Raw genomic sequence first — 24,067 nt, forward strand, 5'->3', positions numbered from 1 at the left:
ATAGTAACCTCAGAACCACATCATCATTTAGAAACTGAGTGATGCAAATGCGTAAAAGATTGGAACAATTATTATTACGTAAACCAACTAGTGTCCTTGGCATAGATATCGGTTCTACTTCGGTTAAAATCGTAGAAATCGCCTGGAATAAGGGTAGAGCTCTTCTGAAAAACCTAAATATAGCCGATATTAAACCGGGTATCGTCAGTGAAGGTAAAATTGTCGATGTTGCCGGTATGACGGAAATTCTTAGCAGTGCTGTTGCAAATAGCGGCACTACTTGCCGTGATGTCGTAACTGCCGTTAACGGACAGGCTATCTTTATTCGTGAACTACCCTTCCCTGCAATGGAAGAGGCCGAAATGCGCGAGGCTATTAAATGGGATATGGAAAAGTATGTTCCGTATTCACAAGATAGCTATTATTATGATTTTGCGACAGTTGGCCCCGGTAATAACCTACAAGAAGTAAGGGTTTTAGTTGTAGCTGCTCCTCATGACGCTGTTGATCCCTTAGTAGCGACAGTTAAAGGCTCAGGACTAAGGCCTTTGGCAATTGATATCGAGCCTTTGGCTTTATTTCGTACATTAAAAAAAGAAGAAAATACTCTAATAATTGATATTGGTGCGAATATTACCCAGATAATACTTTATCAAAATGGCTGTCCCGTCGTTACTCGCATTTTGCCGATTGCCGGAAATCGTTTTACAGAAACTATAAGGAGCGCTCTTGATCTTGAATGGAATGAGGCTGAAAATCTAAAATTGCGCCAGCGTAATTTACTGCAGCGTTTAGATTCAAATAGTGAATTTACTACTCTCCATACTCAGCTAAATTTAATAGTCAAAGAATTAGCTAGAGATGTCAGACGAACCGTGGAGTACTATCAAATGCAAAATCGTGATGCAATTATTGAAAACTTCTATTTAACGGGAGGAGGCGCTAATATCGATAATCTGGCGCCTAATCTTGCAGCTTTGTTAGATGACGTTCCAGTATTAGAGCATAACCCTCTTGATTTTATCGATGTTTCATCTTCTTTTGATTTGACCTATATTAAGATGCTGGCGCCGCGTTTGTCGGTAGCTATTGGCCTAGGGTTGCGTGGAGGTGGAGTATAATGCTTCGGATCAACCTTCTACCGCTATCTGAAAGAAGTCCTAAATATCCGATAAAGATAATCATCGGACTGGTAAGTTGTCTTCTCCTTATTAGTTTTACTGCTATATATTGTTATAATTCTTTTATCATTTGGAACCTTGAACGGCAAATAACGGAGACACGAAATCAGTATGAACTGCTAAAACCAACCCAACAGGCAATGATTTATGCCGGAAATAAGCAGCAGACCATAAATGCAAAAAATAATATTTTGACTACCTTAACAAACGAACGTAAGCCTTGGCCGCCGATAATCAATCATTTGGCTGCTATGACTACACCGCGTGTTTGGTTTACTGAAATTAGTGAAGCTGATAAAGAAACCCTAAAGATTATCGGTATTGCAGCCGATTATCAAGAATTGGCAGCCTTCCTCCGAAATCTGGAAAAGGATAAAATGTTTGCAGATCCGATGCTAGTCCACGCTGACAGCAGTCCTAGCCAAGCTATAATAGGAACAAGATACGAAATAACCGTTAAGCTTAGGGGGATGAAATAATGAAATTAGTATTGAGTAAAGTTCCCCCTAGGTATCAGATAACACTAATTGCTATTGGAATAGCAGGGTTTATCTTAGTTATTATATTTTACCTTTTACTTCCTCAACGAGAACGCATTGATATCCTGCAAAATCAGTTCGAACTAGAAAAACAAAAAGTAGCAGTAGTAGAAGCATTTGCAACGGCACATCCGAATTCTGAACAATATTTGCTTCAACTTGATCAACAAGTAGTTCATGTCGATAGGCTGCTGCCCAATCAGCCTGATATCAGCGACTTTTTGTTACAGCTTGATCAGGCCGCTAAAGAATGCGGCGTTGAGATTGTTAATATTAAATTTTCACCATCGGTAAATAAAAAAGGTTATCGTGATATTCCCCTTGAAATACTAATATCAGGCGACTACTTCAAGACATTGAACTTTCTATCCAAAACGGAGAATTTACCGCGCTTTAATTCAATAAATAGTGTTATCACTCAGTCTCGGGACGAAGTTCTGGAAACTAAACTTACCGTAACTATCTATTGCTTTGGAGTTGCGCAAAATCAGAAACCTGCCGAGCCAGCCAAGAAATAAGGTTGGCTTTAATTTTTTAAAGGAGTGTATTTACTTATGTTACGTTTTGTTACCGCCGGTGAATCGCACGGTCCATGCCTTACCGTAATTATCGAAGGCCTACCCGCCGGCCTTAATTTAGATATAGACCAAATCAACGAAGAACTGGCAAGGCGCCAGCAAGGATATGGCAGGGGCGGGCGAATGAAGATTGAAAGCGATAAAGCCGATATTGTTTCGGGAGTACGTTTTGGCCAAACGCTTGGCAGTCCAATAACCATAATCATTAAGAACTGTGATTGGGAAAATTGGCAACAACGAATGTCCGTGGAAGGAGCAAAAACCGGCGAAGCTGTTACTAACGCTCGACCCGGTCATGCCGATTTAACGGGAGTATTAAAATATGACCGTCAAGATATCAGAGATATTCTTGAACGGGCAAGCGCTAGGGAAACCGCGGCCAGAACGGCTGTCGGAGCAATAATGAAACAATTTTTACGGACGGCAGCCAATATTGAAATCGCATCGCATGTAATTAACATCGGCGGTATTAAATTTGACAAGCCGGTAACTTTTTTTGAAATAAAAAATAACAGGTCACACGAAACCGGCTGTGTTGATCTTCAGACTGAAACTGCCATGAAAGCGCTAATTGATACAGCAAAACAAAATGGCGATACTTTGGGCGGCGTATTTGAAATTGTGGCCACAAATTTAATAGTCGGACTTGGCAGCCATATTCAATGGGATCGCCGCTTGGATACCAAGCTAACTGCCGCATTAATGTCGATTCCGGCTGTAAAAGGTGTAGAAATAGGCGATGGCTTTGAGTATGCAAATTTATATGGCAGTCAGGCCCACGACGAAATCTTTTACGAAGCGCAAAAAGGCTATTATCATAAAACTAATCATGCCGGCGGTATCGAAGGCGGCATGAGCAATGGTGAGGACATTAGAGCGCGAGCCGTTATGAAACCAATACCTACCTTAATGAAACCCCTACAATCTGTAAACATCCTTACTAAAGATTCCGTTACCGCTAATACTGAGCGCAGCGATGCCTGCGCCGTTCCGGCCGCTGCTGTTGTTGGTGAGGCCATGATGGCGATTACACTGGCTGAAGCCTTAATCCAAAAATTCAGCAGTGATAACATGACCGATTTATTAAACTCTATCGAAAGTTATAACCTGCGTTTAAGTAGGTGCTAGTCTTGAAAAATGTTGTCTTAATAGGTTTTATGGGAACAGGAAAGAGTAGTATAGGACGTTTGCTAGCCTGTCGGCTGCGGCGGCCATTTATGGACACTGATAAGAAGATTGAACGAGAGTATGGTATGACCATACCTGAGATATTCCAGCAATTTGGTGAAGTTGGTTTTCGCAGCAGAGAATCTGCCGTAGTCGCAAAATTATCACGCTATACTAATGCAGTCATTTCTACCGGCGGAGGTATTGTGCTTTCGGCTGATAACATCAGACGATTACGAGCTAATGGCGTTATTATCGCGCTTAGCGCTTCTCCTCAAACGATATTGGAAAGAACATCCCGTCGCAATAATCGGCCCTTGCTCAATCAGCCTGACCGCGAACAGACAATAATTAAATTGCTAAATGAAAGAGCGCCCCTTTACGCAGTTAGCGACTTTTCTATAGACACAACCAATTATACGCCCCATCAAGTAGTAGACAGGATAATATCTTTTTTACGTGAAGGAGGATTTTTGCGTGGCTGAACTTAAGGTTGACTTAGGTGATAATAGCTATAAAATTCACATTGGAACTGATTGGTTTTGTAATTTATGCAGTTTACTCAAGCAATTTAAATCCAGCTCTAAGGCGCTAATTGTTACAGACAGCAATATTGTGAAGCTTTATAGTGAAAAGGTTGCCAACCTTTTTCGCTCAGCTGGTATAAACGTCAAAGTTTATTCGATCAATGTAGGCGAACAGTCAAAATCAGCTTCTCAAGCCATGGAGCTATATACCAAAGCTATCGAAATGAACCTTGATCGAAAATCGCCGATAGTCGCTCTTGGCGGCGGAGTAGTTGGTGATTTAGCGGGCTTTATCGCAGCTACCTACCTGAGGGGTGTACCATTTATCCAAATTCCTACTAGTTTATTGGCTCAGGTTGACTCAAGTGTCGGCGGTAAGGTAGCTATCAATCACCCGCTAGGAAAAAACCTCATCGGGGCCTTTTATCAGCCTAAGATGGTCTTTATTGATACCAATGTTCTTACTACGCTACCAGATAGAGAACTGTATACCGGGTTAGCCGAAGTTATTAAGTATGGCATTATAGCTGACGCTAGTTTTTTTCAATATTTAAATGAAAAAAAGAATCAAATTTTAAGCAAAGATCCCTCGGTCATGACTAACATCATCCATCGATCGTGTGAGATTAAGGCAAACGTTGTAGCAAACGATGAGCGGGAAACGGGCCAACGAGCTATTTTAAACTTTGGTCATACTATAGGTCATGCTATTGAGGCTTATACTGGATATAATAAATATAACCATGGCGAAGCTGTCGCAATCGGCATGCATGGAGCTGCGTTAATTAGCTATCACATGGGTTTATGCTCAAGCCAAGTCGTTGATAACATAAAAAATGTAATTATGAATTTCCGTTTGCCTTTAAAAGCAGATAACTGCCCGATAAATGAAATAATGCCACTTCTAATCCGGGATAAAAAGGCTATTGATGGCAGAATTAATTGGGTACTTGTTAATGCCCTAGGAAAAGTGTCACTAGTTAATAATGTACCAGAGATAGTTATTAAAACTGCCCTAGATGAAATTACATAAACATTGACTTAAACTAGTAAACTATATTAGTAATGCTATTTGTAATTTTACAAATGCAGTTGGAATGGGGGATAGTTAATAATGCTAGACCGTCGAATATTAGGCGATGTACTGGATAAGGCCTTGCAGTACGGGGGCGATTTTGCCGATATATTTATTGAAAATCGATCAAGCACAATGGTTGCCTGCGAGGAAAACAGAATCGAACGAATCAGATCGGGCACAGACATTGGGGCTGGCATAAGAGTGGTTTATGGTGACACAACGGCTTATGCCTATACTAATAAAGTAACAAAAGACGATTTGTTAAAGGCAGCCAATATTGCCAGTCGAGCTGCTAAGAAAAGTCAAGTCGATGTAAATATTGATTTAAGAAAGATTCAACCTGAGCTAGATTTCAAAATAAAAAAAATGCCGAATGAAATAAAAATCGATGACAAAGTTATGGCGGTTCAAGACGCTAATAAAGCTGCTCGCTCTGTCGATAATCGTATAAAACAAGTTATGGCCGTATATGGCGATGTTGTACAAAACGTAACTATTGCAAATTCCTTAGGCCGACTTGTAGAGGATCAACGTGTACGAACCAGATTGTCAGTCAACGCCATTGCGGCTGGTAATAGTGAAATTCAGACTGGCTTTGAATCAGTTGGCACCAATCAGGGATTTGAGCTCTTAGATAATGACCAAGCCAGTAATGTTGGCAACATCGCCGCAAATAGAGCGATTACATTACTAGAGGCAAAACCGGCCCCGGCTGGAAAAATGCCTGTTGTAATGGCGGCTGACGCTGGTGGAACAATGGTTCATGAGGCGTGTGGGCACGGTCTTGAAGCAGATCTTGTTCAAAAAGGCTTGTCTGTTTATGGCGGTCAGGAGAATAAACAAGTTGCCTCCAATTTAATTACTGTTGTTGATGATGGTACAATACCGAATAAGTACGGTACTTTAAGATTCGATGACGAAGGGTTTCCAACTCAGAAAAGCATATTAATCGAAAATGGCATTCTTAAAGGTTTTATGCATGACTACCTCACGTCTAACCGTGCTGGTGTAAAGCCGACTGGCAACGGCCGACGCGAGTCCTTTGAACATAAACCCATTCCCCGGATGCGTAATACTTACATTGCTCAAGGTCAAGATGACCCTGAAAAAATTATCAAATCAATAAAAAACGGTTTGCTTGTTAAAAAAATGGGCGGCGGTCAGGTCAATACTGTAAACGGCGACTTTGTTTTTGATGTTGCCGAAGGTTTTCTAATTAAAAACGGTTCAATTTCGCATGCTGTCCGCGGGGCGACACTAACAGGTAATGGCCCAGAGGTATTAAAAATGGTCGATATGGTGGGGAAAGACCTCGGTTACACAATCGGTACCTGCGGGAAAGACGGGCAGGGAGCGCCAGTGTCGGACGCACAGCCCACTATTCGTATTCCGGAAATAGTAGTGGGAGGCACATCGCACGACTCGGATTTAAAGTGCTGCACAATACGTAGAATTTAAAGCTAAAGCGGTCAAGTGGCCGCTTTTAATTTTTTTTTATAAACGCTATTAATCTGCAAGACATGGACATAAATCCCATGGCAGCAAAAAAATGCTATTTATTAGCAGGATAGTTAATCTCCTAGTCGAATATTCTACGAGCATACAAACTTGCGGAGGTGTTAATAGATTGGCAACAACTAAGAAAAAAAAGGCAATATTCATTGTTTCTGCTATTGTAATTGCTTTACTCAGTATTATCGCGTTCCGGATCTATTCGAACCTCGCTGCAAATAAACAACGCGCAGCTAAAATGTCGCAGGGCCAGGTGGTAACGGTTGAAGTTGAAAGAGTTTCAAGACAGGATATTAGTCCGGTTTTGACCTTTTCTGCAAGCCTTGAACCTTTCTGGGTTGCAGATATTTCGTCAAAGGTTGATGGACGTATCGACGTATTGAATGTTAACGAGGGCGATATTGTTTCAGAAGGAACAATTATTGCAACTTTAGATACAATCGAGCTTCAGGCTCAAGTTGTCCAAGCAGAAGGCAATCTTTTATCTACCCAAGCAAATTTAGAACAAGCTGAACTTGAATTACGACGAACTCAGTCATTAGCTAAACAAGGTGCTATATCACAGCAGTCGTTAGATAACGCAAGGACAAAGCGCGACTTATATGCTGGTCAGGTCAGATCAGCAGTCGGGAATTTAAACTTGCTGCAGGCACGATTAGATAATGCGAATATATATGCTCCACGTGACGGTGTTGTCGTCAAACGTTATCTTCAATCAGGCGTATATACTAAAGCTGGAACAGCTATTATAAGTTTGGCTGATGTTACTTCACTCTTGGCCAAAGCTACAGTAGGTGAGGCGCAAATAGCCCAGTTGGTGGTCGGTACAAAAGTCAATGTTAATGTAGATGCACTAGGCAAAGAGTTTACCGGCGTAATTACTCGTATTTCCCCGACAGCTTCATTGCCGTCAAGAACATTCACGGCAGAAATAACAATACCGAATGATGAAGGTATATTAAAACCCGGTATGTTTGCCAAAGTCGGTGTTCCTGGACAGATGCGCCTAGGCGCAATTGCTGTTCCTGAAAAGGCGTTGGTGTTGCGTGAAGATCAAAAAACTGTCTATATAGTAACAGATGACAATACGGTCCGGCAGCGTGTTATTAAGATCGGTTTTGTGGGTAACGGCTGGGCAGAGGTTCTCGAAGGTTTACAGGAAGGTGAACAGATTGTTACGGCAGGGCAAAACAAACTGAAGGATGGTTCAGCAATTAGGCCGGCTCAATCTAAGGAAGGTGGCATTTAAATGGGTATAGGCACCTTCATTAGACGGCCGGTATTCACTGTAATGCTGGTAATGCTTTTAGTCGTGTTCGGAATCGGGTCCTATTCTTCATTAGGTATAGATTTGTATCCCGATGTTGACTTTCCCATCGTAAACGTTACCATTACATATAAAGGCACTTCACCCGAAGAGATGGAGAATTTAATTACCAAGCCTGTTGAGGATGCCGTAAGTTCTGTCGCTGGGATAAAAACACTTTCGTCGGTTTCGCGAGAGGGTACCTCGCAGATTACCGTAGAGTTTGAATTTGGTACTGATCCAAAACTCGCGGCAAATGAGGTCCGCGAAAAGGTTGCCAGCGTTCGCCGCAGGCTCCCTGATCAGATTGACGAACCAGTCGTGAAACGTCTTGATATTACTGCCCAATCAATTGTCTATTTTAGCTTGGCATCTGATTTACGCCCTCGCGGTGAAATACGCAAATTGGCTGAAGATATTGTCAAGGATGAACTCCAACGCTTAGATGGTGTGGCCGAAGTTAACGTCTATGGTGCATCATTACGTGAAATTCAGCTTTTAGTTGATCCGCAAAAACTCGAAGCTTATAATATAGGTTTTCAGCAAATTTTAGATGTTGTGAACGCTCATAACATCAATACGCCGGGAGGTAGAGTAAACGAACAAGGTACCGAGCTAACAGTTCGGACCATCGGACGTTATAAGAGCCTTGATGACATTCGAAATATTATAGTTGCCAACAATGGGGGAATGCTGGTCAGAGTCGCCGATGTTGCCACGGTAAATGACGGATGGGCGGAAGAGCGGGACTATGCTAGAACCAACGGCACACCGAGTGTAATAATTGCTGTGCAGAAACAATCTGGCACTAATACGGTTGATGTTGCCGAACGCGTTAAAGCAGAAATGAAGAATATGGAAGCTGCCGTATTGCCGTCGGATATCACAGTTACAACTGTTCGCGACAGTTCCCTTTATATTCACGACAACCTGGAAGATGTTATGATTTCACTAGTCTTCGGCGGGTTGTTGGCAGTTATGATAACATTTCTATTTCTGCAAAATACGAGAGCAACCTTAATAGGTGCAATCGCAATCCCGACATCCATAATAGCTACTTTCTTTCTAATGAAAAGCATGAATTTTACACTAAACAATATGTCTTTGATGGGCTTGAGCCTAGCAGTTGGTATTCTAATTGATGATGCTATAGTAGTAATCGAGAACATATATCGCCATATCGAAAACGGCCAGAAGCCTATGGAAGCTGCTAAAAATGGCACTAGTGAAATTGCGTTGGCTGTATTGGCGACAACGCTTTCCATTCTCGCCGTTTTTGTTCCGGTAGGCAATATGGGTGAGATTGTTGGGCAATTCTTCAAGCAATTTGGCTTAACGGTAGCTTTTGCTGTTGCGTTTTCGCTTTTTGTCGCTTTCACGTTAACGCCAATGCTATCGGCATATTGGCTAAAAGAACGTGTAGAAAGCGGAAAAAAGAAGCTCGTCGGTCCTTTTGCCTGGCTCCAAAAAATTCTTGATGCCTGGGAAAAAGGTTTTCTTATCGTTAGGGATACATACAAAGAGGTTCTTATATGGGCCCTAAAACGGCCAAAAAAGGTAGTAGCAATGGCTGTCTTATCACTCTTTCTAAATGGTCTCCTTGTACCATTCTTAGGGGTTGAGTTTCAACCCACCTATGATTCCGGAGATTTTAATATTTACTTGACGGCTCCTGCCGGCACGTCTATGGATAGAATGAAGGAATTAGCTAGCCCGATTGAGCAAGAGGTGCTTGCCATTCCTGAATTGCAATCCGCGTTTTTTACTATAGGAGCAATGCGTCAGCCTGTTTATAAAGCTACTATCGGTGTTCGTCTAGTTCCTTCGAGTGAGCGTGAACGCAGCATGTCTGAGATAATGGATACTTTGCGCGTTAAATTTAGAAGCGTTGAAGGCTTAAAGGTTTCTGTTCAGAATACTCAGGGGATTGGGCGCGGCGATTCCCGTCCTGTTCAAATAGGCTTACGCGGACCTGAACTCCAGGTTCTTTCGCAAAAGGCTCAAGAATTAGCCGAATTTATAAAAACTATCCCAGGAACCACCGATGTTGATATATCTAGCGAACAGTTCGAACCGGAGATCCATGTAAAACTGGATCCGGCCAGAGCAGGAGATGTCGGAGTTGATGCAACTTCAGTTGGAAATATAATTCAAGCCGCTTTCTTAGGTATAACGACTAATAACGAATATAATGTGGGGGACAGTGATTACAGCATTCGAGTGCAAATGTTTCCCCAAAATCGGTTGAGTTATGATGATGTTGCTAACCTTCGAGTTTCTACTAAATCTGGAAATTTTGTACGGCTTGCCGATATTGCCGACGTTAACATCTCGTCAGGTCCAACACAGATTGATCGGGAATCACGCCAACGCCAGGTAATAGTTTATGCAAATACTGTAGGCGTTTCGTCTGGTGTCGTTCTGCAGGAAATTCGCGATGGAATGCCTAATTTAAACTTACCGTTAGGATATACTTATAAATTTGTCGGCCAAGCGCAAACTATGCAGGATTCTTTTATGCAGATAGCTAAAGCTTTAGTATTGGCTATTGTACTAATCTATATGGTATTAGCGGCACAGTTTGAAAGCTTTGTCCACCCGCTTACAATCATGATTTCCCTGCCTTTTTCACTAATAGGAGCCATTTTAGGACTGCTAATCGCAGCCAAAACAGTTAATATCATGTCATTGATCGGTATGATTATGTTGATGGGTTTAGTTACCAAAAATGCCATCCTCCTGGTTGACTATACAAATCAGCTACGTGAAAGGGGAACGTCACTTACAGAAGCTCTAATTGAGGCCGGTGTAATTAGGTTAAGGCCAATTCTCATGACAACGATGGCCATGATTTTCGGTATGCTGCCTGTAGCTCTCGGGTGGGGCGCTGGAGCCGAGCTAAGATCATCAATGGGGGTCGTCTTAGTAGGCGGGTTAATCACTTCGACTTTTTTGACATTAATTGTCGTTCCACTCGTATATTTACTAATTGATCGACTCCAGCAACGATTTAAGAACCGTACACCTGAAGCATACTCAAAAAACGCTTAAAAGCTAGTAGTCTAGACAATTGGAGGCAAAGTTAAATGGTTAAAAGAATTGCTGTCTTAACTAGTGGCGGTGACGCGCCTGGTATGAATGCTGCTATCCGTGCCGTAGTTCGAACGGCCATTAATAAAGGGTTTGAGGTTTTCGGGGTTGAACGTGGCTATGAAGGAGTGGTAAACGGTCAGTTCATTCTGATGAATTCTCACTCTGTTGGCGGTACGATTCAGCACGGAGGAACCTTTTTACGTACAGCCCGCAGCGAAGCTTTCATGACGGAAGAAGGCTTTAAAACTGCCGTAAAACAGCTCAGGGATAAGTGTATTGATTATCTTGTTGTGGTTGGCGGTGATGGCTCGATGGCAGGAGCAATGAATTTGGCACAAGCGGGAATTCAAACAGTTACTATTCCGGCTACCATTGATAACGATATGTCAGGCACAGATTATACAATAGGATTTGACACTGCATTAAATACTGTACTAGATGCAACTAATAAGATTAGAGATACTGCCGCCTCACATGAACGAGTCGCAATTATAGAAGTTATGGGACGGAGCGCAGGGCACATTGCTTTGATGGCTGGCCTTGCCTGCGGAGCAGAAGTTATATTGCTGCCGGAACAGCCGGTCGATATAGATAACGTTTGTCATGGTCTATTGCGCAGCTATAAGCGCGGCAAGCTATACAGCATTGTGCTTGTTGCAGAGGGAGCCGGTAAAGGCTATGATATCGCTAAACAAATTGCTGAACGAACCAGTTTTAATCCCCATGTTACCGTATTAGGATACATTCAGCGTGGGGGAAGCCCTACAGCTATGGATAACATAATCGGCAGCCGCATGGGTGCAACAGCGGTTGAGACTATCATCAAAGATGAGGCTAACTGTCTGATAGCATATCAACAGGGGCAAATAATTACTATTCCTTATGAAGAGGTTAATAATTATAAACATGGTATTGATCCAGACGTCTATCAGCTAGCAAAGATATTATCTTCGACCTAATAATTAAAACCGTACGTATGAACGTACGGTTTTTTATTGCCTATCTGTCCTATATGTAAACATAAAGTTAGTAACTGAATACAATACAATATATGAAACATATTTAGGAGGTATCATAGTGCATAGCAATGACTTTAGTAATATGCTCACTCTAATGAGAGCTCAGAATACGTATATAAGTCAAGCTGTTAAATATATATTTTCACTATACAGTGACCTTAATCTGGCGGGTAATACTTCGTTTCAGGAGTTTGCCTTACACTTCCACACTTTTATTATAAACCATGCTAGCAGCGAAGGCTTTAGCAAAGCAATTGAAACACAGCAAGTTTGTAACTACGTTTTACTCGATAAATTATTGACAACTCAAGTTCTTACAGCTGCCGAAAACCTGGAAACGGCAATAAGTCATTTAGAACTTGTAGGACGATTAAACAATACAAGAACAAATCCAAAGCTGTTGTTGCTTAATCACAGTATTAGCTTGTTAGAAGAAACAGAACTTAAGATTATTGAGATACTAGAGAGTATTTTAGAAAATTCATGCAAAATACAGTTGCAAAATTAGATACATGACAGGATTTTTATTTATTTTGTAAAATAATAAAGATAGTAGGCAAAAACTATGCTAAGCATTTGGACATAATTTCAAGTAACGGAATTATATCTTTTTCTTAAATTTTGGGAGGCAAAGATGAATGAACTGGATAAAAAACTAGCAGCATTATATAACGAGCTTGCTAATCTAGGAAGTATTGTGATAGCATTCTCCGGTGGCGTTGATAGTACCTTTCTCGCGGCTGCAGCCAAAAATGTTTTAGGCGACAATATTGTTGCTATTACTGCGTGCTCAGATAGCTTTACCGGCCGCGAAATAGCTAGTGCAAAAGCACTAGCAAAACAGCTATCCATTAAACATATATTATTGCCAGCTACAGAATTTGATAATCCTTTATTTATAAATAATACGTCTGACCGCTGCTATTATTGTAAAAAGGAGAGATTTTTAGGCCTCTTGGAATGGGCTAGAATAAATGGCTATTCATGGGTTGCTGAAGGGAGTAATGTCGATGACCTAAAAGACTATCGCCCAGGTATGAAGGCCATTAAAGAGTTAGGTGTCATAAAAAGTCCGTTACTTGATGCAGGATTTACTAAGTCTGATATAAGAGAACTTTCGAGAGAATGGGGACTTCCTACTTGGAATCAACCAAGTGCAGCGTGTCTTGTTTCACGACTGAGCTATGGCCAAACTATTACTCCAGATAAATTAAATCAAATTGAACAATGTGAGGATTTTTTACATCCGTATTGTACCGGACAAGTTCGTGTGCGCCATCACGGTGACTTAGCACGAATTGAAGTTGACATAGCTGATATTACTGTCTTAGCCTCATCAAAACATGCTAATGAAATAACTCGATACTTTCGTAAGCTTGGCTTCAAATATGTAACATTGGATCTTGCTGGATACCGGACAGGCAGCATGAACGATAGCTTGAAGGAGGACTAAAACGTGGATGCAAACACTGTTATTGATGTTCTAAAATTATTTCGCTCCGGTACGATAAGCGAACAAGAGGCTCTTGATAAGCTGAAGATTTTACCTTATGAAGATTTGCATTTCGCTAAAATCGATCACCACCGGGCACTTCGCCAGGGGTTTCCGGAAGTTGTTTATTGCCAGGGTAAAACGGTAGAACAAGTGGTTAAAATCATGGAGGCGCTTACTAAACAAAACAATAATATTTTAGCAACCCGAGCCAATAAAGAAATGTACGCCGCCGTACAAAACATTATCCCAGACGCAGAGTATCACGAAATTGCAAGGCTTATTATTGTTAGAAGAAGCGAGCTGAATATTGATGCTGATCGCTTTATTTTAGTAGTCAGCGCCGGCACAAGCGACATTCCTGTTGCCGAAGAGGCTGCCCTTACTGCTGAAATTATGGGTAATGAGGTGAAACGCGTTTACGACGTAGGTGTTGCTGGAATCCATAGACTATTAGCTCACCAGGATATACTCCAAAAAGCTAATGTCTTAATTGTAGTTGCTGGCATGGAAGGTGCGTTGGCAAGTGTAGTAGGTGGACTAGTTTGTAAACCGGTAATAGCTGTCCCGACTAGCGTAGGCTACGGCGCGAATTTTGGGGGGCTAGCCGCTTTGCTTAGCATGCTTAATAGCTGTGCTGCAGGTATTGCAGTAGTAAATATCGACAATGGGTTCGGAGCAGGCCGCCTAGCTAGTATGATTAATAGTATGAGGTGATAGAATGAAAGCTATATATTTAGATTGTTTTTCCGGGATTAGCGGTAATATGTTACTAGGTGCCCTCATTGACGCAGGAGTTCCCGAAGATAAACTCCGGGCAGAGTTAGCTAAGTTACCAATTGATGGTTATGAATTAGTGATTGACCGAGTAGTGAAAGCCGGTATTAGCGCAGTTTACGTTGATGTACAGCTTGATCATCACCACCACGATCACAACGATGAGTATGATCATCACCATCATCATCATCATGAACATAGGCATTTACCAGATATTATAGACATAATTGATAATTCATCTTTAGACGTTAAAGTAAAAGAAACAAGTAAGAAAGTATTCCGGCGTTTAGCTGAGGCGGAGGCTAAAGTTCATGGTACAACTATTAACCAAGTTCATTTCCATGAAGTCGGCGCTGTTGATACAATCATCGATATTGTAGGCACAATTTGGAGTCTCGACTTTCTCGGGATAGAGCAAGTCTACACTTCTAAAATTCATACCGGGTTTGGCTTCATAAAATGCAGCCACGGCATAATGCCCATACCTGCACCCGCAACAGCCGAACTATTGAAAGGTATTCCTTACTATGAAGGAAGCGTCGAGCGCGAATTAGTTACACCAACCGGCGCCGCAATTATCGCTACCCTAGGTTTAGGCTACGGGTCAATGCCGCCTAACTTCCGCAGTACTAAAATCGCCTACGGTGCAGGTACTTGGGATCTCGATATGCCCAATGTCATAAGATTACATATTGGCGATATAGTTGAAAAAGCCGTTCAAACGGAGCTGATTGTTGTTGAGGCAAATATCGATGACCTTAATCCGCAGGTCTATGAGTATGCAATGGATATGCTATTAAAAATCGGCGCCTGTGATGTATGGCTAACACCAATTGTTATGAAGAAGTCACGACCAGCAACTCTAATATCGGTATTAATAAACAGACAAGATTTAGATAAAGTGTGCTCAATTCTGTTCTCTGAAACCTCTACCATTGGTGTTCGATATTATCCGGTAGAGCGTAAGGTCGCTCAGCGCGAATTTGAAACTATAAATTCACCATGGGGTACAGTCCAAGTCAAGGTGAGCAGCTATGATAGTAAAATCTGCAGCATATCGCCTGAATACAATGATTGTCGGCGATTAGCCGAAGAAAATTTTGTTCCATTAAAGAAGGTTCAACAAGTTGTTATCGATTTAGCGACAAACAAGCTAAATAGTAATTTAACGTGAGACGGTACTTAAAGTGCGTACTTATATCGCTACCCCTAGTTCACTAGTTTCGGCAAAATTAAGCATTAGTATATTGCGTTATCGTCTATATTTATCTTTGTATGAAACTATAAGTTTCAAATCGTAAAAGTCGTATTAGCAAGTAAGCAACAGCTTAAACTACAGTAATGACCGTATTATAAGGAAGTGTTACTACAATGAAAGCAAAAGCAGTAGTGCTGCTATCCGGTGGCCTTGATTCAACCGTTTGTATGGCAGTAGCAAATAGCAAAAGCTATGAATTATATCCAATAAGCTTTAATTACCACCAGCGTCATAACCGCGAATTGTCCTGCGCCCATAAAGTAGCTGAACACTACAAAGTTGCCCGACATTTAGTTATTGAAACAAATATGGAGGCGATTGGCGGTAGCGCGTTAACGGATAAGAATATAAGCGTACCGGCCGGTGATGTCACAAGGCAAGATATCCCTGTAACATATGTACCTGCCCGGAATTTGATTTTTCTTAGCTACGCCTTAGGTTATGCCGAAGTGATTGGTGCAGAGAAAATTTTCATTGGCGTTAATGCCTTAGATTATTCTGGTTACCCCGATTGTCGACCCGAATTTATTAACAAATTTCAAGATTTAGCAAATTACTCGACTACGGCAGCAGTTCAAAATAGCCGTAAAATTGTTATTGAAACGCCATTACTTAATTTATCCAAGAAAGATATTGTCCTGTTAGGCACACAGCTAGGTGCACCGCTCCATTTAACTACTAGCTGCTATAATGGAAAAGATGCTGCCTGCGGTGAATGCGACAGCTGCGTTCTCCGGCTTAAAGGATTTTTAGAGGCAGGCATTCCGGATCCGATTTTATATGAAAAGTAGGAGTGACAAAGGTGAAAGATGTTCAAAACGCAGCAGATGAACGCGGTATAGATATTCAGAAAGTTGGTATTAGCGACGTACATTTGCCTTTTTTTATAAAAACTAAATCTGGCGCAATGCAATCAGTTTTAGCCCGGATTACACTTACTGTTGATTTGCCAAAAGAATATAAGGGTACTCATATGAGCCGGTTTGTTGAAGTCCTAAGTGACTGGAGCCAAAAACCGGTATCAAGCCGGGAAATGGAGTGTATCCTTAGCGATACTATTACAAGGTTAAATGCTAAAAGCGCCCAGCTCGATATCAAGTTTAAGTACTTTATCGAGAAAAAAGCTCCGGTCAGCGGCTTGACAAGTATGCTTGACTTGGATTGTCTATTCTCGGGCACCCTGACACAAGGAGGACGCATGGATTTTACAATGGGTTTGGACGTTCCTTTTACCTCACTATGTCCATGCAGCAAAGAAATATCAGCATATGGAGCACATAATCAGCGGGGGCTGATGAAGGTAAAACTTAAACACTCTCATGGCAAATTTATTTGGATCGAAGATTTAGCACAACTTATGGAATCCCAGGGGAGCTGCCCTGTTTATCCATTGCTAAAGCGCGAAGATGAAAAATACGTCACTGAGAAAGCTTACGAAAATCCCAAATTTGTTGAAGATATACTTAGGGATTTAGTATTAGCGCTTCGCCGATTACCCTACGTGTATTGGTTCGAGATACAATGTGAAAATTTCGAGTCAATCCATAATCACAATGCGTATGCGATGCATGTCGAATTTGTTGAACAGTAAATAAAGGGTTGTGACAGATGAATTGGAAACGCTTTAAAGATCAAGCAGCTACAGTTCAAACTTGGCTCAGAGCCAATAATTATAGCGACAATAGCATTATGTACAAAATTTTTGTGCTAATATTGCGTGGTGCTGAGAATCCTTATGTAATTATGGCAGCTGCGCTTAAAAATACCACTGTGCGTGAGACTGCTAAAGCCAATTTATCTATTATAAGACCTTTAGATTACTTGCCGGATAATATTTATGAGCAAATAGCTCGCTGGGTACTTATCTTGCCTCGTAAACCCGATATCCTTGGCGAAATATACGAAACACTTGCTTTGGATCGCCGAATAAAGGGGCTATATTACACTCCTCAGGCCATTATTGATTTCATTCTTGCTAAGACTGTTAGCCAATGCGATGTTAGACTCACTCCAAAAGTAAAAATCCTGGATCCAGCCTGTGGCTGCGGTAGTTTCTTACTGAAAGCCTACGATTTGCTATTTGCAAAATTTGTTGAAGCGAGAGAGCAAATAGAACTGCCAAACCCAATTACTGATTTGTCTGACCTTGAAATTCATAACCACATACTTAATTATAATTTATGGGGTGCGGATATTGATAGCTTAGCCTGCGATATCACTTTTGCTAGTTTAGTGCTAAAAAACAACTCTCCTGAGGCTAGCGCCGATCCGAATATTATCGTGACTGATAGTTTAAATCAGCGCGATAATATCTCAACGCAGCAAGAACGAAACTTTTGGTCACAGCAATACCATTATGTAATTGGAAATCCACCTTATCTATCATTTGGCTTACGGGGTGCAAAAAAAGCAGACTCAGAATACCTTGACTATCTACGGAGTACTTATTCGACTGCTCAGTATAAACTCAGTATCTATGTATTGTTTATGCAGCGCGGTATCGAAATGCTATCAGCTGGCGGAAAGCTCGGGTTTATTGTTCCCGATAGTTTTTTGCTCGGGCGTTACTTTTCGAAAATTAGAGAATATATCTTAGAAAACACCCAAATCGACTTGATAGCCCATATTTCCTCGCCAATCTTTAAAAAGGCTACTACTGGATATTTGACTATTTGTGTTTTTACAAAACGAAGCAAACCTACCGTTAATGAAGATTCTTTATTTAGTATATATCAGCTGCATGAGTCAGAACTTAACCCTAATACACAGCCACAGTGTCAATACCAACAAACCTATTTTAATTCAATGCCCCATAAGCGATTTCGGATATTTTTTTCTGAACAGGCCAAACAACTAGTAGATCGTTTGGACAGAATGGGAGTTGCTTTAAAAGAATATGCTTCAGGTCATAGTGGAATAAGGGCAATATCCGGACAAAGCAGCATAATATCAACTACACCAATTTCCGAAACTTGGCAGCGTGGCTTAATCTCTGGGAGCCAAGTTCATCGTTACGGCTTAGAATATCAAGGTCACTGGCTTGATATTGATCCAATTAAACTGTACAAAGGCGGTTGGGATGAACGCATTATCAAGCAGCGTAAAATTTTAGCTAGACAAACAGGTTATTATCTTACCTGCTCTATTGATAATCATGGCTACTTTCATTTAAATAACATCCACTCATTCGTAACGACGACGCAGGAAATAAAGTTAGACTATCTCTTGCTGCTCCTTAACTCACGGCTGTTATCATTCTATTATCATATCGTCACCATGGAGTTTGGAAGAACTATGGCTCAATGCGATATTGAAACATTAGAGCTATTGCCGATTGTAGTTGATAAGCAACTTAACCAGCAGGCAGCGAATCTAGTAGCAATCATGGAGACTTGCGTAAGAGAAAGCATAAAAAAAGGCTGCAATGTCTCTCGAAAATCTATTGCTTTTAACGAGTATCTAAATCAGCTTGTATATCATGCTTATAACCTATCCGATGACGATATAAGGTATATAGAGGAATATGAGTTCAAGTTAAGCAAGGACTCAGGCAAAAAACTCGGCAAAAGAAATATTTATTTATAGGGAGCCTTTTGGTTCCTCATTTAGTAAGATAGGCTATCGAGGAGTAATTTGTGATATATAGGTTTTCCTGAAATTGCTATACTTCATTAATTATGGTAGCATATATATATTTGAGTGGTAAATAAAGAGTGTCTACCAGAAAAAAACGAACGTATGTTTTTGCTCTTTGGGGAGTTGACTAATGGCAAAATTTTATCAGCGGCTTGCCTTATTAATCCTTATTGTCGGTTCAATTTCGGCAGCCTTAATATATTTCACCGTAGATATAAATACTCTTCATCACCTAAGTGCATTTCAGCCTTGGTCCTTAGGGTTAGCATTTGTGATGCTAGCAGTTGGACTATTTTTTGACGGAACAAGGCTTACGCATCTGGTGAAAATTTCCGGCGAGCAAATTACCCTGCGGCAAGCTGTTCATGTCGTATTTAGCAACTATTTTCTCGCCTTACTTACGCCTGGAGCGGCTGGGGGAGCTGTTGCTCAAGTTATGTTTTTACGCAAAGCCGGCGTGCCTATCGGTAAGGCTACAGTATTAGTAGTTGTGAGAACTATCTTATCAATTCTATTTTTATTTATCTGCTTGCCGATTGTTTTTTTTAACGACCCTGGCCTCATACCATGGATATCAGAGAAAATCATTATAGTAATCTCAGTATTCATTGCAGTTTTTATTTTAGCTTCGATATGGCTTTTTAGAACAAATGCCTTAAATACACTGCTTGTCCGACTAACCAAGCGCTTGGGCCATAGATATCGCCGTCGAATATTTGCAACCTATCGTGATGTACGCGGCGCGGTTTTCATGCTTTCATCAGCGCCGCTTAGTATGCTTATGGTACTAGTAGAGTCAGCTATAAGCCTACTTGCTTTATATAGTGTTGTTCCTATTCTTTTTATGGGAATGGGCGTAACAGCCGACTGGTTACTAATAATGGGCAGAATGATTTTGCTTAATATTTTACTATATTTTGCGCCGACCCCTGGCGGATCAGGCATTGCTGAAGGCGGCTTTGTTTTGCTGTTCAGTGCCTTTGTTCCGTCGGGAATGGTTGGAATTGCAGCAGTTACATGGCGTATTTTAGTTGAATACTTACCCTTTACAATTGGTCTTTACTATACAGTAAAGGTTTTTGGCCGTGACTTTTTATCAAAACAGATAAAATAGGAGGCTGCTTCTTATGAAGCTGCTTGTAACAGGCGGCGCCGGCTTTATAGGTTCGCATATAGTTGATAAGCTTATAGAGACAAACCACCAAGTTGTAATAGTCGATGACCTAAGTTTAGGAGTCAAGGAAAACCTTAACCCAGGTGCTCAGTTTATAGAGATGGATATTCGCTGTAGATCTCTGAATGATCTCATCGAACAAGAGAAATTTGATATTGTAATTCACCAGGCCGCCCAAACGATGGTTTCTACATCTATTGAAAATCCATTCCTGGATTGTAATATCAATATTACCGGAACAGTAAATCTGCTCGAGGCCTGTCGTAAAAACTGTGTAAAAAGAATAATATATTCCTCGTCAGCCGCTGTTTATGGTGGCGAAAACAGTTTACCAATAAAAGAGACTGCTTCGCTCAATCCTACTTCGTTTTATGGGTTGAGCAAGTTAACTGTAGAAAAATATTTTGAGCTTTACCACAAGTTTTTTGGCTTGCAATATATTATACTTCGCTACGCTAATGTTTACGGTGAACGTCAAGCTGCTTCAGACGCGGGGGGCGTTATTAGTATTTTTACCAGAAAAGTTCAAAATGGTGAAAAAGTTTACATAAACGGTGACGGCAGCCAAACTCGCGACTTTATCTATGTCGGAGACGTAGCGTGGGCCAATATACAGGCATTACTCACTCCTTATGTAAATCGTGTATATAATATTAGTACTCAGACAGAAACTAGCCTCAATACTTTATTTGACCTAATAGCTAAAATTTCCGGCAGAACAGTTGAACGACAATACCTTAGCCCTCGTGCTGGCGATATCTACCGTTCCTCACTCTTAAACAAATCAGCACGCAAATATCTATGCTGGTATCCTACGACTACATTAACGGACGGATTAACTCGCACTTATAATTTTTTCAAGAGTAGACGAATAGACAAAGATACCTTGCAAGGTTACAAATAAGAGATTCATTAAACAACACTGAGAAATAAAAGCATGATTTATTTACCTTACTGAAAAACATTGATATAATGTAAAGGGATCTAAGATTCGTGGGCATCATCCAAGTGCCAAAGGAGGAATGGTTATGGCATTAACAATTAATACTAAACACTGCAAAGGTTGTAATATTTGTGTAGCACTTTGTCCTAAACAAGTTTTAGAACTAGATGAAGTAGGCAAAGTTTATGTCAAGAATCCTGAAAAGTGTATCACTTGCGGACAATGTGAACTACGTTGCCCTGATTATGTAATCAAAGTGACTAAAGATGCTAGGAAGGTGGAAAGCAAATGACCAAAGCACGTTTGATGCAAGGAAATCAGGCTTGCGCCGAAGGTGCTATTGCTGCCGGCGTAACTTTTTTTGCCGGTTACCCAATAACACCTAGTACTGAAATAGCTGAAATCTTAGCTGAAAAACTACCGCAAATCGGTGGTAAATTCATTCAAATGGAAGATGAAATTGCCAGTATGGGCGCAGTATGCGGTGCCTCTTTAACTGGTACTAAAGCAATAACTGCAACAAGCGGTCCCGGGTTTTCTTTAAAGCAGGAGTTAATTGGATATGCGGCTATGGCCGAGCTGCCGGTGGTTATTGTTAACGTTCAACGTTCCGGTCCGAGTACTGGATTGCCGACTTCTCCAGCCCAAGGTGACGTTATGCAAGCTCGCTGGGGCACTCATGGAGACCATGGCGTTATTGCATTGTCACCCGGTTCGGTTAGAGAAGCTTTTGACATAACAGTTAAGGCTTTTAATTTTGCAGAAAAATTCCGTGTTCCGGTAATTCTTCTACTTGACGAAGTAATCGGTCACATGAGAGAACGTGTCGAATTGCCAGAGGCAAAAGACATAGAAATAATTAGCCGAAAAAAACCAACCGTTTCACCGGAAGAATATCAAGCTTATAAGCCCGATGCTGATGGTGTACCGCCTATGGCGTCCTTTGGCGAGGGATATTATTATCATGTAACTGGTCTCATGCATGATTACAATGGTCTGCCCACTCAAAATGCGGCGATGACGACTGAAGTTATTAATCGATTCCATACAAAACTAGAAAATGCTAAAGATGAAATTACGCTCTATACCGAAGACTATATGGAAGACGCCAAAGTAATTGTAATCGCTTATGGGGGAACAGCACGCGCGGCCATTGCAGCAGTCAAAGCGGCAAGATCGCAAGGTATTAAAGCCGGTTTGCTTAAACTGATTACAATCTGGCCATTCCCTGGGCATATTATCCAAAAAGCGACTGAAAAGGCTCACACTATTATCGTACCGGAAATGAACTACGGACAGCTAGTCGGTGAAGTTCAACGTTATATCGGTATGGACAAAGTTGTGCCTGTTAACAGATACGATGGGCTGTTCTTTAAACCTGAGGAAATCCTTGAGCCTATTAAAAAAGCCGTAGGAGGTGCTAAATAATGGCCGAGATTGAAAAGTATTTGCGTCAATCGGCTTTACCGCATATTTGGTGTCCAGGCTGCGGCAACGGCATAGTATTGGCTTCAATTTTACGCGCGATTGATAAGCTACAATTAGATCAAACCAAAACAGTAATCGTTTCGGGTATCGGATGTTCATCACGAGCGTCAGGATATATGAATTTTAACACCATACATACCGCGCATGGTCGCGCTCTTACTTTCGCAACAGGTATTAAGCTTGCGAATCCTGAACTAAATGTCATTGTTATTACCGGTGATGGTGATTCTACCGCTATCGGTGGCAATCATTTTATCCATGCGGCTCGTCGCAATATCGATATTACTACAATTATCTTTAACAACAACATTTACGGTATGACCGGCGGTCAGTATTCACCTCTAACCCCGACCAACAGCAAGGCTACAACGTCTCCATTTGGACATATTGAACGTCCATTTGATATTCCTGCGCTGGCAAAAGCGGCAGGAGCAACCTATGTTGCCCGTGGTACGGCCTACCATGCAACTCTACTTACCGACGTGATTGTAAAAGGCATTCAAAATAAAGGTTTCTCAGTAATTGATGCTATAACTCAGTGTCCAATATCATTTGGACGCAAGAACAAAATGGGCTCGCCGGCTAAGATGCTAGAATGGCAGCGTGACAATGCTGTTATGATTCAAGCTGCTGCTAAGCTAAAACCGGAAGATCTTAAAGGTAAATTCATTATCGGCGAACTTCACCATGAAGAAGCACCTGAGTATACTGCCGAATATGCAAAATTAATTGAGCGAGTGCAGCAGAAAGGGGGAAATCGCTAATGTGGCAAATAAGCCTTAGTGGAACAGGCGGACAAGGTTTAATCCTTGCCGGTATCATTTTAGCCGAAGCTGCTATTTTAGACGGTAAAGAGGCTATCCAGACTCAATCTTACGGACCGGAAGCCCGGGGCGGAGCAAGTAAGTCTGAAGTAATAATCAGCAGCGAAACCATCGACTACCCCAAAGTTCTTTCGGCTGATTTGCTTCTTGCTATGAGTCAAGAAGCCTGCGTTAAATATATTAACGTTTTGAAAAAGAACGGAAAACTAATCATAGATACTACCTATGTAAAAGAGCTACCTTCGGTTGATGCACAACTATTACAATTGCCCATTACCAAAGCCGCTCGCGAGCAGCTTGGCAACGCAATGTTCGCAAATATTATTGCTCTCGGGGCCTTGGTAGGAGCAACGAGTCTTGTTAGCGAAGAGTCTTTAGTTGCTGCAGTGCTTCACCGTGTTCCTAAAGGTACAGAAGATATTAACCAGAAAGCTCTACAAATCGGCCTTGATATGGGGAAATGTGAGGCTTAATC

The 24,067-nt window shown here is 41.3% G+C and carries 23 protein-coding genes; all 23 read left to right on the forward strand.

Going from position 1 to position 24,067, the window contains the following annotated elements; all coding sequences use genetic code 11:
* Positions 1-47 precede the first annotated feature (47 nt).
* The 23 genes from pilM (at position 48) to GX348_08415 (ending at position 24,065) form a co-directional block, all read left to right on the forward strand.
* Positions 48-1,121 (forward strand): type IV pilus assembly protein PilM, encoded by a 1,074-nt coding sequence (gene pilM, locus GX348_08305; GenBank protein NLP42179.1) that lies wholly within the window; start codon positions 48-50, stop codon positions 1,119-1,121.
* Positions 1,121-1,660 carry a PilN domain-containing protein gene (locus GX348_08310; GenBank protein ID NLP42180.1) on the forward strand — a complete coding sequence of 180 codons (540 nt, stop codon included), beginning with the start codon at positions 1,121-1,123 and terminating at the stop codon, positions 1,658-1,660. Before pilM ends, GX348_08310 begins: the two co-directional genes overlap by 1 nt.
* Entirely contained in the window at positions 1,660-2,238 is a 579-nt protein-coding gene (gene pilO, locus GX348_08315) for a type 4a pilus biogenesis protein PilO (GenBank protein ID NLP42181.1), read from the forward strand. Before GX348_08310 ends, pilO begins: the two co-directional genes overlap by 1 nt.
* Positions 2,239-2,274: 36 nt before the next feature.
* Positions 2,275-3,426 carry a chorismate synthase gene (gene aroC / locus GX348_08320; protein ID NLP42182.1) on the forward strand — a complete coding sequence of 384 codons (1,152 nt, stop codon included), beginning with the start codon at positions 2,275-2,277 and terminating at the stop codon, positions 3,424-3,426.
* A gap of 2 nt (positions 3,427-3,428) precedes the next feature.
* Entirely contained in the window at positions 3,429-3,950 is a 522-nt protein-coding gene (locus GX348_08325; protein NLP42183.1) for a shikimate kinase, read from the forward strand.
* Positions 3,943-5,025 carry a 3-dehydroquinate synthase gene (locus GX348_08330; GenBank protein NLP42184.1) on the forward strand — a complete coding sequence of 361 codons (1,083 nt, stop codon included), beginning with the start codon at positions 3,943-3,945 and terminating at the stop codon, positions 5,023-5,025. Before GX348_08325 ends, GX348_08330 begins: the two co-directional genes overlap by 8 nt.
* Positions 5,026-5,106: 81 nt before the next feature.
* Positions 5,107-6,528 carry a TldD/PmbA family protein gene (locus tag GX348_08335; GenBank protein NLP42185.1) on the forward strand — a complete coding sequence of 474 codons (1,422 nt, stop codon included), beginning with the start codon at positions 5,107-5,109 and terminating at the stop codon, positions 6,526-6,528.
* Between the two features lie 91 nt (positions 6,529-6,619).
* The gene (locus GX348_08340; GenBank protein NLP42186.1) at positions 6,620-7,831 is read left to right on the forward strand and encodes an efflux RND transporter periplasmic adaptor subunit; all 1,212 of its coding nucleotides are present in this window, start codon (positions 6,620-6,622) and stop codon (positions 7,829-7,831) included.
* Positions 7,832-10,939 carry an efflux RND transporter permease subunit gene (locus GX348_08345; protein NLP42187.1) on the forward strand — a complete coding sequence of 1,036 codons (3,108 nt, stop codon included), beginning with the start codon at positions 7,832-7,834 and terminating at the stop codon, positions 10,937-10,939.
* Between the two features lie 35 nt (positions 10,940-10,974).
* Positions 10,975-11,940: a 6-phosphofructokinase gene (gene pfkA / locus GX348_08350; protein ID NLP42188.1), complete on the forward strand. Its 966-nt coding sequence runs from the start codon at positions 10,975-10,977 to the stop codon at positions 11,938-11,940.
* A 118-nt stretch (positions 11,941-12,058) separates the two neighbouring features.
* Positions 12,059-12,508 carry a hypothetical protein gene (locus GX348_08355; GenBank protein NLP42189.1) on the forward strand — a complete coding sequence of 150 codons (450 nt, stop codon included), beginning with the start codon at positions 12,059-12,061 and terminating at the stop codon, positions 12,506-12,508.
* A gap of 126 nt (positions 12,509-12,634) precedes the next feature.
* Positions 12,635-13,453 carry an ATP-dependent sacrificial sulfur transferase LarE gene (larE, locus tag GX348_08360; protein NLP42190.1) on the forward strand — a complete coding sequence of 273 codons (819 nt, stop codon included), beginning with the start codon at positions 12,635-12,637 and terminating at the stop codon, positions 13,451-13,453.
* Positions 13,454-13,456: 3 nt separating this feature from the next.
* A complete protein-coding gene (gene larB, locus GX348_08365; GenBank protein NLP42191.1) occupies positions 13,457-14,209 on the forward strand; it encodes a nickel pincer cofactor biosynthesis protein LarB in 753 nt (250 codons plus the stop codon).
* A gap of 4 nt (positions 14,210-14,213) precedes the next feature.
* Positions 14,214-15,443, forward strand: coding sequence for a nickel pincer cofactor biosynthesis protein LarC (gene larC, locus GX348_08370; protein ID NLP42192.1), 1,230 nt, complete (start codon positions 14,214-14,216; stop codon positions 15,441-15,443).
* Between the two features lie 197 nt (positions 15,444-15,640).
* Positions 15,641-16,318 carry a 7-cyano-7-deazaguanine synthase QueC gene (gene queC, locus GX348_08375; GenBank protein ID NLP42193.1) on the forward strand — a complete coding sequence of 226 codons (678 nt, stop codon included), beginning with the start codon at positions 15,641-15,643 and terminating at the stop codon, positions 16,316-16,318.
* Between the two features lie 11 nt (positions 16,319-16,329).
* Positions 16,330-17,118: a GTP cyclohydrolase I FolE2 gene (locus GX348_08380; protein NLP42194.1), complete on the forward strand. Its 789-nt coding sequence runs from the start codon at positions 16,330-16,332 to the stop codon at positions 17,116-17,118.
* Positions 17,119-17,135: 17 nt separating this feature from the next.
* Positions 17,136-19,112, forward strand: coding sequence for an N-6 DNA methylase (locus GX348_08385; protein ID NLP42195.1), 1,977 nt, complete (start codon positions 17,136-17,138; stop codon positions 19,110-19,112).
* A 181-nt stretch (positions 19,113-19,293) separates the two neighbouring features.
* The gene (locus GX348_08390) at positions 19,294-20,277 is read left to right on the forward strand and encodes a flippase-like domain-containing protein (protein NLP42196.1); all 984 of its coding nucleotides are present in this window, start codon (positions 19,294-19,296) and stop codon (positions 20,275-20,277) included.
* A 13-nt stretch (positions 20,278-20,290) separates the two neighbouring features.
* Complete coding sequence (locus GX348_08395; GenBank protein NLP42197.1) at positions 20,291-21,241, forward strand: NAD-dependent epimerase/dehydratase family protein; 951 nt, start codon at positions 20,291-20,293, stop codon at positions 21,239-21,241.
* Between the two features lie 124 nt (positions 21,242-21,365).
* Complete coding sequence (locus tag GX348_08400; GenBank protein NLP42198.1) at positions 21,366-21,572, forward strand: 4Fe-4S binding protein; 207 nt, start codon at positions 21,366-21,368, stop codon at positions 21,570-21,572.
* On the forward strand, positions 21,569-22,708 hold the full coding sequence (locus tag GX348_08405; protein NLP42199.1) for a 2-oxoacid:acceptor oxidoreductase subunit alpha: 1,140 nt from the start codon (positions 21,569-21,571) through the stop codon (positions 22,706-22,708). The genes GX348_08400 and GX348_08405 overlap by 4 nt, the downstream gene beginning before the upstream one ends.
* Positions 22,705-23,532 (forward strand): 2-oxoacid:ferredoxin oxidoreductase subunit beta, encoded by an 828-nt coding sequence (locus GX348_08410; protein ID NLP42200.1) that lies wholly within the window; start codon positions 22,705-22,707, stop codon positions 23,530-23,532. The genes GX348_08405 and GX348_08410 overlap by 4 nt, the downstream gene beginning before the upstream one ends.
* A complete protein-coding gene (locus GX348_08415; protein ID NLP42201.1) occupies positions 23,532-24,065 on the forward strand; it encodes a 2-oxoacid:ferredoxin oxidoreductase subunit gamma in 534 nt (177 codons plus the stop codon). Before GX348_08410 ends, GX348_08415 begins: the two co-directional genes overlap by 1 nt.
* The last annotated feature ends 2 nt before the right edge of the window (positions 24,066-24,067 follow it).

This window comes from Veillonellaceae bacterium (assembly GCA_012523975.1).
Lineage (GTDB): Bacteria > Bacillota > Negativicutes > JAAYSF01 > JAAYSF01 > JAAYSF01.